The sequence below is a fragment of the Paenibacillus radicibacter genome (assembly GCF_024721995.1).
GTDB classification, from domain to species: domain Bacteria; phylum Bacillota; class Bacilli; order Paenibacillales; family NBRC-103111; genus Paenibacillus_AM; species Paenibacillus_AM radicibacter.
Map to the genome: position 1 here is coordinate 277,894 of NZ_JANQBC010000001.1, position 15,064 is coordinate 292,957.

The window sequence follows — 15,064 nt, forward strand, 5'->3', positions numbered from 1 at the left end:
CGAAAACCATCATTTTTACTTCGATGTTCACACTTGAAATCCTTTACAAGTAAAAATTAATAAGGCATGAGTCCGATACCATAGCGAACTCACGCCTTCAAGAATATCAATAAACAACTGTCTAGCATTCTCTATAAGAATTGACCAGATTCCAACTTACTCAAAGCTTCAGTCAGTAAAACTGCAAAATCGGAATCCGGATGCTCTGCATGATGCTGCATAACCGAAATATTAACCCCAATAATCGCACCTGCAAAAATACGGACATCCAAGTCATTTGGACTTCTGCCCACTCTTTTCGCAATCAATTCCGCTATCATATCCATCGTTTGCATCAAATTGTTCAAGGTAGCAGCCCGTAATTCTGGAACAGACATAATTAACTGATTTCGCTCACGCACTGTAATCAAATCTTCTTCCGACATATCCTTTACTGCTAATAGCATGGCATTACGCACTGCAGCAAGTGGACTTAGATCGAGCGGCTGCTCTTCGAATGCGGATATGATTAATGGATCATAGTTATCCCTAAGAATTACATCCTCTTTTGTTGGAAAATAACGAAAAAAAGTGCTAGGGGAAATTTCTGCCACTTCCGCAATTTGCTCAACAGTTGTTGCATTATACCCGATTTCCCGAAAAAGGCGCAGCGCATGCTTTTGAACCATAGCCATCGTCTTTGCTTTTTTCCGCTCTCGTAGACTAATAGTCCGTTCCTCATCTGTCGGCAATCTGTCTCAACTCCTAATGACGTTTTTGGATTGACCTTCTTTCTCATTTCGTGGTAGTCGCAAACATACAAGCGTAAGAATCATTCCAAATACAGTGACCCCTGCGCAAACCCATAATAATGTATCCATCCCATGTACGAAAGCGCCCCGCACGGAATCCAGTAGTGGTGTAGATTTTAGATTCTGAGCAACAGCAACACCTGAGGATACATTACGCTCTACCAAATCTACTGCATCGCTTGGCAATCCTTCTACATATAATTTATCACGATATACCACACTTAGCATAGATCCTAGAATGGCAATGCCTATCGTCCCACCGATTTGACGCAGCGTCATGATAATAGCGGAGCCGATTCCACTTCGCTCGGGAGATAATGCAGACATCGAGACATCCATAGCAGTAGGCAATATAAGGCCAATCCCTAACCCGACGATGGAAATCCAAATACAAGCAAAGCCATATCCATCTGTTAGTGAAGTATTGGAGCCTATTACCAGCCCAATCACAAGTAATAGAAAGCCTATAACAAAGATAGCCTTAGGACTTAATTTTTTTAATACATCTACTAATTTAGCCCCAACCAATAGCCCACCGACAATCGGGAGCAATCTTAAACCTGTACCTAATGTATCGTAACCGCCAACTGCTTGTAAGTATTGTGGCAGTACAAAAAGTAAGCCAAACATGGCAAAAGAAACAATAGTAGCCAAGATAGAACCCCAAGTAAAACTGGATGATTTGAATAACTTAAGATCAATAAGTGGGTGTTCAACCTTTCTCTCCCAGAGGATAAATAGGATAAGAATGGCTAACCCGCCAAACATGGAGCCCATCGCTATCATATTGCTCCACCCCCGCTCACCTACCTCGATAAAACCATAAGTCAAAGCTATCATACCGATACTAGACAACAAGGTTCCTAAATAATCGACCTTTATTCGATCTGTGCTTTTAGACTCCTTTAGTAGAAAGAAAATTGCAACTATTCCAATTAGAATGATCGGCAGATTAATTAGAAACACTGACCCCCACCAATAATTTTTAAGTAGCCATCCCCCAAGAATTGGCCCAAGTGGAATACCAAGAAAGTTAGCCATTACCCAAATTCCGATTGCTTTTGATCTCTCTTCTTCAGTAAATAGAACTGGAATAATTGACATAGATAAAGGCAATAGAAAAGCAGCTCCAAGTCCCAATAAGAGACGTCCAACAATAAGCTGGTTTGGGGTATCCGAAAAAGCACAAATCATAGATGCAATACCAAAAATCAACAATGCAATCAACAACATCTTTTTTCTACCCAGTTTGTCACCTAATAACCCAGCTGGAAGCAAGAGTGAGGCAATAACCAAATTATACGCATCTGCAAACCACTGCAATTCACTGTTTGTTGCATGCATCTTGCTAGCCAGGGTCGGTAGCGCTAGATTGAGTACCGTGATATCCAAACCAACTGTCAGCAAGCTAACGGCAAGTGCTCCAAGTACCCACCATTTACGATTCTTTTCTGAAACCATCACATGAACCACCTCTCCATATTTATAATGGTATATTATTACATTTGATAGTTACTGTCAAATGACACTAACTTTCATTTTTACTATTTTGCGTATACAACAAAAAAAGCCGCTGACTACATAGAGTCAACAGCCTTCTAATCACCTATAAATTAAACTGCTTGCGAGCGCTGCATTCCAATTCTACGCATCACATTCGTTCCTACAAACACGATACCGAATAGGATGCCGCTTACTGCAATCATACTGCCTGCGATCGATACATCGAGCATATAAGCAACTCCATAACCGAGAATCGCACTTAGAATACCGAACACCATACTAAGTGCAATCATGCGACTAAGACGCTCTGTCAGAAGGTACGCTGTTGATGCAGGGATGATTAACATACCGAACACGAGAATCGCGCCTACACTTTCAAAAGACGCCACAGTCGTCACACTGACAAGTCCCATAAGTAGGTAGTGGAACAATATGACCGGAATACCGATCGCCGCTGCCATCGCGGGGTCAAATGCACAGATCTTGAACTGCTTGAAGAATAATCCGATCACAAGTACGCTCAAGAGTAAGGCAACCCCGATAATCCATACGGCTTTTGGACCAATATCCACACCGCCAACTTCAATCGTATTCCAAGGAACATAAGCGATTTCCCCATACAGAACGCAATCTAGATCAAAGTCAATTTGGCGTGTATAAATGCTGACCAGCAATACTCCGATTGAGAATAATGCCGTAAATACAACTCCGATCGATGCATCACTTTGCAGTCCACTTTGTTTAAACATCTCAATTAGAAATACGGTAATCAAGCCTACTACCGCCGCACCGATCATCATTGGAATCGAATCACGTGAGGATGAGATCAAGAACGCAATCACAATTCCGGGTAATACCGAGTGCGAGATCGCATCACCTATCATCGACATTTTGCGTAATACAAGGAAACAACCGACCAGAGAGCAAGCACATGCAACCAATGCTCCAGTTAAGATGACCCAGAAATCACTCATACGGCTCGCCCCCTTTCAGTTATGCTTTGTTGTTCCATTCTTGTTTTTCTTCTCAAAAGGGTAAATCGAATTAACTTCATTAACAATCCGCGTTTCGGAGCAAATAGCAAGGAGATCACAAACATCAATGTCGCTGCTAGAACTGATAGAGGACCTGTTGGTAGGTTCGCACCCATTGAAGATACGAATGCACCGATACAACCGCTAATTGCGCCGAACACACCGGATAAGATGACCATAACCCCAAGTTTCTCTGTCCAATACCGTGCCGCAACCGCTGGTGTAATCAGCAGCGCTGCCATCAAGACAACCCCTACTGCTTGAATGCCGACTACGACTGCAATAACAACTAATAACATTAACAATTGCTCCAAGATCCCTACTCGAATACCCATCCCCCGTGCAAATCCCGGGTCAAAGCTAATAATCTTGAACTCTTTGAAAAAGAGAACGCAGATTACAATCAGCAGCACAGAAATAATGGCTTGTGTCACTACGTCTGTCAATACCATGGACGCAGCTTGACCGAATAAGAACTTATCTAATCCACTCTGATTACCGCTGTCGCTATGTTGAATCTGAGTTAATAATACAATCCCGAATCCGAAGAATACTGACAACACAATTCCGAGCGCTGCATCTTGCTTCAGCTTCGAATAACGCGTAATCCAACCGATCATTAATGTCGCTAATATTCCCGCAATAGCGGCTCCAATCAAGAATCCGAAGATCGACTTCGTTCCTGTTATCATAAACGCAATACATATGCCCGGCAGCGCCGCATGAGACAGCGCATCACCCATCAGAGATTGCTTACGCAAATAAGTGAAACACCCTAATACCCCCGAACTTAGTCCGAGCAGTGCACTTCCGATCAAGATCCACTGCAAGTTCGGATCCATAATTGCCTCGATCCACTGGCTTATCATTTCATATCCTCCCCTCTCTAGCTGATTTCATTTATCCAGTTGTTACTTCTTCACGACTCTTTACTTCTTCTCTATCTAATAAGGCAAGTCTGCCTCCGTATGCTTGATGCAAATTCGCGTGGGTAAATGTTTCTTCCGTTGGTCCGTAGGCGATAATGCTTTCATTCAGCAGCATGACCCAATCGAAGTATTCCTTAACAGTCGATAGGTCGTGATGAACGACTAGAACGGTTTTGCCTTGCTTTTTCAAATCTTCAAGAAGGGCAATGATTGCTTTCTCAGTCGCGGCATCTACACCGACGAACGGCTCATCCATAAAGTAGAGAGAGGCATCCTGTGCAAGTGCACGAGCAAGGAAAATACGCTGCTGCTGTCCGCCAGACAATTGAGAAATTTGACGATTCGCAAAGTCCGCCATTCCGACCTTTTCCAAGCAATGCATCGCGATATCTTTCTCTTTCTTACCTGGACGCTTGAATAGACCAAGATGTCCATAACGTCCCATCGTCACAACATCAAGAGCATTCGTTGGGAAATCCCAATCAACTGATTCACGCTGTGGTACATAACCGATTTGTTTACGCTGCATTTTATAAGACTGACCAAAGAACGCTACATCACCAGATAACTTGGGTATGAGTCCGAGTGCTGCTTTAATTAATGTCGATTTCCCCGCTCCGTTAGGCCCAACGATACCGATCAATTTCCCTGCTGGAGCTTCGAATGTTACATCCGTTAGAACGGGTTTCTTCTGATAAGCTACTGTTAATCCATTTACTTGAAGTGGTGTTGCTTTCATATTGCTTCCTCCTTTTTCATAGATGATCCATTATTTAAGTGCATTAACTATTGTATCTACATTGTGTTTAACCATTCCGATATACGTACCTTCTGGTGTGCCTGTCGCTCCCATGGCATCTGAGAACAATTCACCACCGATTACGATTGTATGTCCTTTTTCCTTCGCGCCGCTAATAACAGCTTCAATGGCTTTCTTCGGAACCGATGACTCTACGAATACAGCCTTGATCTTGTGCTCTACGAGGTAATCACGAAGTACCATAACGTCCTTCGAACCGTACTCTGAGGCTGTAGACATGCCCTGCAAGCCCCTTACCTCAATGTCATATGCATCCCCAAAATATCCAAACGCATCATGCGCGGTAACGAGTACTCTGGACTGCTTCGGAATCGTCTGTATCTGCGTACGCACGTATTCATCAAGTTCTGTTAGCTTTGCAATATAAGCTTCAGCATTGCGTTCATATCCAGTGCGATTTGTAGGATCAAGTTTAATGAGCTCACTTTGAACTTTCTTCGTCGCCTTGATCCAGTTCTGTACATTAAACCAAATGTGCGGGTCAAACTCCGTTCCCATATCGCCGCCAGATCTTAATGTGGCATGATCGATCCCATCCGAGACAGCAACCGTCGGGCGGTCAGGCTCGTTCATTTTTTCCAGAATGTTGACCATCTTGCCTTCCAAGTGTATTCCGTTATAGAAAATGATGTCCGCATGTTCCAGCTTCTTAATATCGCCTTGCGATGCTTTATATAAATGCGGGTCAACACCCGGTTTCATAAGTCCTGTCACTTCCACATGCTCACCGCCAACATTATGAGCAATATCGGCAATCATTCCAATGGTTGTCGTTACTTTAATTTTGTTATCTTCACCTTGTCCTTGCTTGATCTGTTCGTTCTTGCCACAAGCTGCAACTGCTAAGGATATTACAAGTAACATGATCATGATTTGCAAAGATTTCATTCGCTTCCCAATACGCATTTGGATTCTGCTCCCCCTTTATATGTTATACAATGAACTTTCACTTGCGAAATAATGTTGTCCTAAGGAAACTTTTTGCTTAAAAAAATATACGGCCCTTGTTTACTTATAACCACATTATTATACAAATGAAAAAAAGTTGCAAGAGGGAAAAACTAATTTTGCAGAAAATTTTTGTTAAATCTCCTTTTTTTGTTGTCGAAAAACGCAATCTGGCTCACATTCTGCGCTTGCCTGGGAAATAGTAATTGACTCATTTCCCGAATGAATCCATCCTTTTTGACACATGGTAAGGTAAGAAGTTTGACCTAATTCGCAGGAGGTATATCGATGACACAATCCGAGCAGCACCAAGAACCAATCAAACATGCAGAAGAACATGCAGAGAGTGCAATTATGGCGGCACAGCGAGCAGAAGCCATGCTAGCTGATGCACTTGAACTAGCAGATCCTGAGCTTATTCATTCCGCCAAGGATCGCTTAGCACAAGTGAATAATAAAGTCATGGATGCAACCAAACATTTATCCGAGTTCAGTACGGATTATCACTTTAGCAGACAGCTTCATCAGACAGCTGAAGAATTACAAGATGCTAGCCAAGATGTGAAAGCATCCATCGATAAGTCCAAGTTGCCGAAGCAAGTGCGCTAACGTTTCACAAACGATATGACGTCCCACCGATGACTTAATGCTTGCAGTTTAGGGTGCAAAGCGGGAACATGTTTCACATCAATAAGCATCCTAAGCTGCTTGATCCACATATCGAATTCAGTTATTGCCGCGAAAATATTCGCATAGATGTCCGGCATGAAGACGAAATAAGGTCCTTTATTCTTCTCTGTTAAAAAACGAAGTGAAGTATCCAGCGGCGTATATTTCTTCCGCTTGCCTTCCCATTCATCGATATCTATTTCTACAAATGTATCGTTTGCCTCGGGCATTTTTAATAAAGAGTGAAGATGTTTCACCCTTGCATAATACGGCATCGTCGTCTTGATCCCCATCCGCTTTAACGTTTCTTCGTGCTGGGGGTAGAGAACGACCTTCTCGAACGATTTTTCCTCCGCATATTGAATAAGGACTTGCATAGCATCTTCATCCCAATCCTCGAACAGATCGAATACGATCATCGTACCCTTCATCGTTGCCTTCGGCTCTACATAACCAAACGGAACTTGTATTTGCTGTCTTGCCATATGATTTGCCTCCTATTCATTCCTTGATGTAGGATACCCTTTTTCTTTGGAATCCTTCCGCAAAATGATATATAATAAGAATTGATTGTTATTTTTAAATTATAAGGAGATTGATTAAATATGAGAGATCCTCGTCTACAAACTTTTGCGAAAAACATTATTAACTACTCCTGTAACCTACAACCGGGTGAGAATGTACTTATCGAACTTATCGGCATAACGGATCCTGAAGTAGGTAAATGCTTCATCGAAGAAGCAGCTCTTGCTGGTGGACATGCTTTCGTTGAATACCGCAACCCTACTCTAACTCGTAAAATTCAAATGACAGGTACTGCTGAATTATTCCGTGGTATGGCTGAAGTTGAATTGTTCCGTATGAAGAAAATGCAAGCTTACATCGGTGTTCGCGGTGGCGACAACATCACAGAATCATCCGACGTGCCAGATGCTCAAATGAAACTATTCATGACTGAGTATATGCGTCCTGTACTTAATCAACGTGTTAACCATACGAAATGGTGCATTATGCGTTACCCAAGCCCATCCATGGCGCAACAAGCGAACACAAGTACAGAAGCTTTCGAAGACTTCTATTTCAACGTGTGTAACTTAGATTACAGCAAAATGGATGCAGCTATGACTCCACTTCAAGACTTAATGAATAAAACAGACAAAGTACGTCTAGTGTCCCCTGGAACAGACCTAACGTTCTCCATCAAGGACATCCCTGCGGTTAAGTGTGCGGGCTTGCGTAACATTCCAGACGGTGAAGTGTACACAGCACCGGTTCTTGATTCCGTAAACGGCGTTATCTCTTATAACTGCCCAACCATTTACCAAGGCACTTCTTTTGAAAATGTGGTTCTTCGCTTTGAAAATGGTAAGATCGTTGAAGCGACTTCCAACAATACAGCGAAGCTTAACGAAATCTTGGATACAGATGAAGGCTCACGCTTTATCGGTGAGTTCGCAATCGGTGTGAATCCATACATCCAAACACCAATGAAAGATATCTTGTTCGACGAGAAGATCGATGGTTCCATCCACTTCACGCCAGGACAAGCTTATGAAGTAGCAGATAACACGAACCGTTCTTCCGTACACTGGGATATGGTATTGATCCAACGCCCTGAATACGGCGGCGGCGAACTTTACTTCGATGATGTACTTATTCGTAAAGATGGACGCTTTGTCCTTCCTGAACTTGAGTGCTTGAACCCTGAGAACTTGAAATAAGTTAGAAGGTCACCTATACATGAAAAGCTGCTAGGAACTTAACGTTCTTAGCAGTTTTTTTGTTGGGAGCTATTTTATTCAGGAGTAGATTTCGTATAGTTCGGGATCTTTCCTATTAAGTAACCCCCGTGGCTAACGCCGATTAGTGCTAGGAATTGATCATTAAGAATGGGGAGTTGCGTAGGTACACCTGCTTTGTGTATGAGACTAAAAGCCGCTGCAAAGTATGCAATAAATGTTATTGCCGAGAAAATAAACATTTGTACTTTTGCGATATCGATATAAGCATGATTCTGAATTTCTTCTCCTTCAAAAATATCTGTGAACCGTGCTTCGGTGTATGAAGTATTCGCAAATAACGTACCTTGCAAGTTCTCTGCGATCTGATCTTCCCCTTGCCCATAAGCGGCATCAGCTTTACGAATAAGCGTATTTTTCAGTTCGATATCAACCGTACGATTCTTCTTCGTATTCTGGATCATAGCTCCGAACAAAGCAGATGACACACTGATCCCCATTAATGTCCAGAGGGACGGATCTACTTCAATATTAAGCGGATCAGCTGTAGCTGAAGCCAGTCTTTCGACAAACACGGTGAAAAAAGAAGAAGTGATTAGTAGCGTCCACACCACAACCTGTAAGCGTGACAAGCTCATTAAATTTCTTTCATTGATAAAAATACCAAATATGTTGTTCATTTTACCCAGACCGATGACAGCGATCACATAAGCTTCAATCACAAGAACTGCGATCAGGTTATATCCGGGATGTAGAAGCCAGGCAGCTATGAATGCTACTGCAAAAGCAAGCACAATATGAGCGGCAACCATGATCGAACTCCATTTTCGCGGCAATGGTAGTACAGCTTCAACCTTCTCCTTACTTTGTGCAGGCGTAGGCATCGTATCATCTCCCTCAACTATTAGGACAATTCTATCCTCATCATAACGCATGAAATAAATTACAACAATTGGAAAAATTGAATCTGCCCGATTTGAGCGCAACATGTGGAATTAAAAAAAGCTGTCGAGGACTTTCTCGACAGCCTGAGGAGGTTTACACCTCCCGTTATTACCTGACAAAAGCTTACTTCACTATCTCGACTGAACTTGAAGATGGGAACCAGAGCACGTAAGCACCGAACTGCTCAGCAATATAGCGGATTGGAACAAGCACACGATCCAAAACGACTACAGGTGGAGTATCGAACCCTTCGATCAGCTGGCCGATTGTCATCGTGAGTCGCTTTCCATCAAGTTCAATACCAATGTGTCCAGTTGCTTCATCCCAACTGACTATTGCTCCTAAACTCTCAGCAATATACCTTGCAGGCACCATAACACGGTCATTTATGAGGATTGGTGCGACATCATTCAATTTATTAACCCCATTAACTTTCGTATTCGTATCACCTAATTTCAAGCCAATTGTTGTTAGGTTTGTAGCTTTAGCAATGCTGATCTTACTTCCTAGTTGATTCACATAGAACGTAATTGTCTTCTTCGAGGCGTCGTACGTGCCACCTAACTTCACAATGGTAACCACTCCTCGTTCATCAGTTGAATAACTGACTCCCGTTAGATGAGCGATATCCTTACTCGTTAGCATAATATCCGAAACATCCATCGTAACGGCAAGAGGTTCACTCAGGTTCGATATGGATGTCTTAGAGCCGTCTTTCTGTACAATTGCTGCAGTTAGCTCCAAGGTCACGCCGCCAACATCAATGATCCCTTTCGATTCACCAACCCCTGCCTGTAAGAGCAGCTCTTTACGTTCATCTTGCTTGAGCACTTTAACAGATAACTCCAGATAGGATCCAGATGAAAATAAACTTTGACTAAGTACTTCATTATCCAGTAAGTCTCCCGTAAATGTGAGCAACGTATCTGTTGTTTGCACCGCTAGTTGTTGTTTATCTGATTTCAGCTTATTTAGCTGGTCCAGCGATAACTTGAGTTTTCCATTGCTATCTAGCTTTAGTGTGGAGGTATTTGCTGGAGTCGGAGATGGACTTGGCGTTGGTGCTGTGGCACTGCCGCCACCCCCTCCTCCACCACCGCCAGTAGATGGATTCGTTCCAGGATCTGTTGTTGGACTGGGTGTTGGTGTTATCGATGGTGTAGGCGTGCCAGTCGGTGTTGCCGATGGTGTTGGCGTACCAGTTGGTGTTACTGTCGGCTTAGGCGAAGTTGTTGGTGTTACAGATGGACTTGGTGTTACTGTCGGTGTTGGAGTCAGCGTAGGTGTTGAAGTATCCGGGCTCACTTTAAAGCTCCCCTTATAGACCTCATCACCTTGCTTATTCTGCACCTCTACCGTGTAATCACCATCTTTCAATTGCACTTGAAAGCGAAATTCACCAAGTCCGTTCGTCTTTCCATCGTTAAAATATTTGATAGACTCGTCGGATGAACGTTTCACAGTAATGTAAATGACCGTATCGCTGCTTTTAAAATTTCCAGTTATGGTTACTACATTCTTAGCAGATGTGATCTTAATGCCATTCTGGGGAGTTGAAGGAATTGACGGATTTCCACTACCCTCCTCCTTACTCCTTAAGAGGTTCATCGAATTCGGAACTTCTCGAATAACTGCATCATTCTTGTGTGGTGGATGAATTGGAATGTCTGCTAAGGCAATTTGCGATGTTAGCATTGCTATTATTAACGCTGCGCTTGTTAGGGTCAATTTTTTCTTCATAGGAGCTCCTCGCTTTCTGATCTTATTTCACAGGAATGATTATTGGATCTGTTAAAAAGTCTGGTTGATCTGGTTTATCGTTCGATACAACGTAAACTTTAACGACATACTCACCTGTCTCCGGAATGCTAAATCCAGCTTGGAGTCGTTCAGTCACCTTCGATTTAATTCCTTTACTTGCACTCACAATGGTATACATCTTGGTCTCATCTTTGTTCAAAAGTGTAATGATGAGTTTAGCATTGGATTCGAATGCATTGTTGTTCGTGATTTCAACCGTCACAGATGCATCACTATCGAGCTTAAATTCACTTGTCGTATTCACAAGTTTGATGTCCATACCCTCCATATAAATGTTACCTGCGCTTAGATTCGTACCAATTAAGGGGTGAATCTCCGAGTTATAGATCGCTTGTACGGAATCTTGCATCGGTGATTCTTTAACCTCACTAAATCCTTCAAATGTAAACTTAGATGCCTCACTCACACTCTCAGAAAAGATAGATTTACCGTTATCCGTTACTTGTATATCTCCCAAATAAATGCCTGTCTTCGGTGTATTAGCGTCTGTCCATGAGACAAATTTGAGTTCCACTTTCTTGCCAGCATAAGCACTAAGATCAAATTCCGCTTTTGTCCACTTACCCGCTTTCGAAGCCCCTGTAATTCCATGACCCGGATTACGTCCCATCAGATCGTCATTATCTACATGTTGGTTCGGACTATCCGTTGTTGTAATATTTCCTTGAACAGCTACCCAATTATCTGAGCCTTCCGCTTTCACTTGCACGGAAGCATAATCCCAGTCTTTTTCGATATCGTACCAGGTCTGGAATTGTAAAGTTGGGCTTGTCGTATTCGTTAAATCCATCTTAGTCGACATCGAGTTTCGTAGTGTATCCCCCGTACCACTAAAGTAGATCTTTTTCCCAACGACAGGACCGTTAATCTCTCCACCATCTATTAATACATAATTGACTTTCCAATTTTCTTTGGCATTAATGATAGCTGTATTAATTGGACCGCGATAGTAGCCATCCATGTAAGTCAACGTTTGGAAATATTCGCGCTGCCCTTTATCTGTCTGCAGAACATACGAGATATTCGCGTTATACCCTGGCTGTCCATCAGCTGCAAGCTTGATCTCGTTCTTCTGATGATCGATCGATAAATTCACATTACTCTGCGTATACGTCTTCGGTTTTTTGCTATTTGCAATATGGACTGTTGCTGAGCGACGATTCTCCGTTTCCTTCGTGATGTACACATTCAATCCGAATTGATCTAGAATGAGTCCCTGCATCGGATCTGATTTATTCGTGTAATCCTTATGATCATTAAAGATTGGGTTCGGCTCTAGATTCTTATCGGATACAATCCCATCATTGTAAGGAACGAACAACTCCGTACCTTTTCGCAAACTAAACGCCGAATCACGTAGCAAGTAATCTGTGTTTACTTCATTCTTATACAAAGTCCGTTTCTCATGCGCGCTTTGATCCGCATCCACGACTCCTACTGACAAGCTGCCTGGATGTGCACCAACGTCTTGATCCAAACGATCTTTCGTTCCAAGTGATTCATTGATATACCAGATGACGAGACCCGGATCATAAGCTCCTTTTTCAATCCAATTTCCAAGTACATACGATTTTAAGGAGCGATCTGTCCCCTCGTGATTACGCCACTCTAGCAAGTAATAGTGATTCGCAATCTTGACACCATCATCTTTTTTGAAACCATCAAATACGAAGTTTGGAGTTGGATCCTTACTGTCCGCATCATCTGAGAATATGACCGTTTCTTTAGCAATTTCTTCTTTCTTCTCATCATTTAATGTTGTTAAAATTTGAGCAACGTACGCACCTTGTAATGGATTACCTGCACTGTCCTTGAGCGCACCTTGTGGAACGTTTACGAAATATTTCTTACCATGTTCAAGCGGCTCAGTCGGTTTGAGTGTTAATACTTGATCTTGAATCGTAGATGTAATGACAACAGTTGAGCCATCTTCGCCTGTTAATGTAATTTGTTGATACGCATCCCCTTGCTCAATCTTCTCGTTAAAGACGATCCGGATGGAGCTATCCACAGCAAACTCTTCATTGTCCTTATCGGAGAGAAGCTGAGCTACGACCGGTGGCTGCGTATCCGTATCAACAGGAGTAACATTTGTATCGGGTGTAGGTGTTGGGACTTCCTCTTTCTTCGGTTCATCCACAGGTGCTGTTGGAGATTCTGTTGAAACAGGTTGCTGCGATACCGGAGGCTCGGAAGATGAATCCTTGTTCTCGTCACCTTGATCTGCTTGTTCTCCACGAGGTGGCTTGATCTCTTTAATCGCTGGTTCTTCTGCTGATTTCTCAGCTTTCTTGCTGCTGTTCTCCATTAGTGTTGTAGGGATCTTGCTAGCTGTATTATGCGTAATTTTAATATCATCAATGTAAATGCCTTCCTTCGGTGTATTGCTGTCTGACCAGAAGTAGAATCGGAGATCAATTTTCTTTCCTGTATAAGCACTTAGGTCGAATATGCCATCCACCCATTCGTATTGACCTGTTTTCGTGTTTTTTGTACTTCCCGTGATTCCATGACCTGGATTTCGTCCAGTCCCGTCTGGGTTGTCAATTCCACCATTCGGATTATCCGTGGTTGTAATATTGCCTTGAATGGATTTCCACTCGCTGCTTCCTTCTTCACGAATTTGAACGGACGCATAATCCCAATCTTGTTCGATATCATAGCGAGTCTTGAATGTTAGACTAATATTCGACGGATAGGAGGTTAAATCAATACTGGACGCCGTTGTCATCGAATTACGAGCATTGTCTGCCTTCTGGCTGAAATACATATTGCCACCACTGTAAGGTTCAATAAATTCAAGCTTCGGTGGTAAATTCACACGTACGAGGTCGGTATCCGTATTCGACATTAAAGCCCCGATCTCGAAATCTAACCCTTCGCTATTGATATCATCGAAGTCTATAGCCTTCTCACGTGCCCAATCGCCGCCTAATTTCTCCTGGAGAATAGCTCTACCTATCCCACCGAATTGTGGTGACATCGTTGCATATACACTGCCTAAGTAACTGCTCGACATAATTGACCAGTTGCGTGCAGGCTCTTTACCAGTAGGTCCATAAATATCTGGTAGCCCAATCGCATGACCAAATTCGTGGTTCATTAGCATTGGGAGTGAATCCTGTGCAACCGTAACAAAGTCTTCTGCTTTAAATTTCTTACCACGCGTATCGGTTACCTCGTATTGTTTGTAGGAGTTGTTCGAATCGGAAAAGGAATTGTACCAAGACACTTTCCCACGGAATGGCCAAATTCCACCACCGCTGCCAAGTGATCCTGATCCCCATTCATCTCCACGACCCGCATGGATCAGAATGATCGTATCGATGATACCGTCTGGCTCAAAATATTCACCATCACCATCATAATCATACTTATCTTCTACATCGTATTCGGATAGATCAAAATTCGGATCGTTCGCAACGGCTGCGATAGCTTCACGAACGAGTTCAGCTGCATTGTCTTGCGTTTCTTTTCCATACTCACGAATTGGATATTTCGCCGTGTACCACCCTGCAATACCGCCGTCCAGAATGTATTTGCCTCTGGATTGCTCTTCATAGTAGGTTTTCATGGAATCGAAAGTCTCACCATACAGTTCATAAGACTTGCCGAAGTATAAATCTTGATACCAATCCTTCTCATACGTATCTCGCAAGAAGAAAGGACGATAACGCTCTTCTTTTTCCTTAAAATCGTTATGCTTGTAATCTTTAAAATCCATCATAATGACTAGTGGTTTAACGACGACTTTATCTTTGCCATCCATAGGTTTTTTTGCAAAAGCACTAGGAACAGCGCCGAATAATAGCGATACAGATAATAAGCTGCTGATTAGTATTTTCTTCATAATGCCTCCTGAATC

At 42.7% G+C, this 15,064-nt stretch carries 12 protein-coding genes; 2 read left to right on the forward strand and 10 right to left on the reverse strand.

Going from position 1 to position 15,064, the window contains the following annotated elements:
* Positions 1-131: 131 nt before the first annotated feature.
* The 6 genes from NV379_RS01345 to NV379_RS01370 form a co-directional block, all read right to left on the reverse strand.
* Positions 132-731: an acyl-CoA-like ligand-binding transcription factor gene (locus tag NV379_RS01345; protein ID WP_258205460.1), complete on the reverse strand. Its 600-nt coding sequence runs from the start codon at positions 729-731 to the stop codon at positions 132-134.
* Between the two features lie 6 nt (positions 732-737).
* On the reverse strand, positions 738-2,252 hold the full coding sequence (locus NV379_RS01350) for an MFS transporter (RefSeq protein WP_258205461.1): 1,515 nt from the start codon (positions 2,250-2,252) through the stop codon (positions 738-740).
* A 152-nt stretch (positions 2,253-2,404) separates the two neighbouring features.
* The gene (locus NV379_RS01355) at positions 2,405-3,268 is read right to left on the reverse strand and encodes a metal ABC transporter permease (protein ID WP_258205462.1); all 864 of its coding nucleotides are present in this window, start codon (positions 3,266-3,268) and stop codon (positions 2,405-2,407) included.
* A complete protein-coding gene (locus NV379_RS01360; RefSeq protein ID WP_258205463.1) occupies positions 3,265-4,197 on the reverse strand; it encodes a metal ABC transporter permease in 933 nt (310 codons plus the stop codon). The genes NV379_RS01355 and NV379_RS01360 overlap by 4 nt, the downstream gene beginning before the upstream one ends.
* 31 nt (positions 4,198-4,228) lie before the next feature.
* Complete coding sequence (locus NV379_RS01365) at positions 4,229-4,996, reverse strand: metal ABC transporter ATP-binding protein (RefSeq protein ID WP_258205464.1); 768 nt, start codon at positions 4,994-4,996, stop codon at positions 4,229-4,231.
* 30 nt (positions 4,997-5,026) lie between these two features.
* The gene (locus tag NV379_RS01370; protein WP_258205465.1) at positions 5,027-5,965 is read right to left on the reverse strand and encodes a metal ABC transporter solute-binding protein, Zn/Mn family; all 939 of its coding nucleotides are present in this window, start codon (positions 5,963-5,965) and stop codon (positions 5,027-5,029) included.
* Positions 5,966-6,313: 348 nt separating this feature from the next.
* Between NV379_RS01370 and NV379_RS01375 the strand changes: the two genes are divergently transcribed.
* Entirely contained in the window at positions 6,314-6,634 is a 321-nt protein-coding gene (locus NV379_RS01375) for a hypothetical protein (RefSeq protein WP_258205466.1), read from the forward strand.
* Here the strand turns inward: NV379_RS01375 and NV379_RS01380 are convergent.
* A complete protein-coding gene (locus NV379_RS01380) occupies positions 6,631-7,179 on the reverse strand; it encodes a hypothetical protein (RefSeq protein WP_258205467.1) in 549 nt (182 codons plus the stop codon). The genes NV379_RS01375 and NV379_RS01380 overlap by 4 nt on opposite strands.
* A gap of 120 nt (positions 7,180-7,299) precedes the next feature.
* Here NV379_RS01380 and NV379_RS01385 point away from each other — a divergent pair, with 120 nt between their 5' ends.
* Positions 7,300-8,415 (forward strand): aminopeptidase, encoded by a 1,116-nt coding sequence (locus tag NV379_RS01385; RefSeq protein ID WP_258205468.1) that lies wholly within the window; start codon positions 7,300-7,302, stop codon positions 8,413-8,415.
* 74 nt (positions 8,416-8,489) lie between these two features.
* On the opposite strand, the gene NV379_RS01390 is transcribed toward NV379_RS01385, so the two are convergent.
* The 3 genes from NV379_RS01390 to NV379_RS01400 all read right to left on the reverse strand — a co-directional run bounded on the left by NV379_RS01390 (position 8,490) and on the right by NV379_RS01400 (position 15,049).
* The gene (locus tag NV379_RS01390; protein WP_258205469.1) at positions 8,490-9,317 is read right to left on the reverse strand and encodes a hypothetical protein; all 828 of its coding nucleotides are present in this window, start codon (positions 9,315-9,317) and stop codon (positions 8,490-8,492) included.
* A 184-nt stretch (positions 9,318-9,501) separates the two neighbouring features.
* Entirely contained in the window at positions 9,502-11,118 is a 1,617-nt protein-coding gene (locus tag NV379_RS01395; RefSeq protein WP_258205470.1) for a copper amine oxidase N-terminal domain-containing protein, read from the reverse strand.
* Positions 11,119-11,140: 22 nt separating this feature from the next.
* The gene (locus NV379_RS01400; protein WP_258205471.1) at positions 11,141-15,049 is read right to left on the reverse strand and encodes an immune inhibitor A domain-containing protein; all 3,909 of its coding nucleotides are present in this window, start codon (positions 15,047-15,049) and stop codon (positions 11,141-11,143) included.
* Positions 15,050-15,064: the final 15 nt, after the last annotated feature.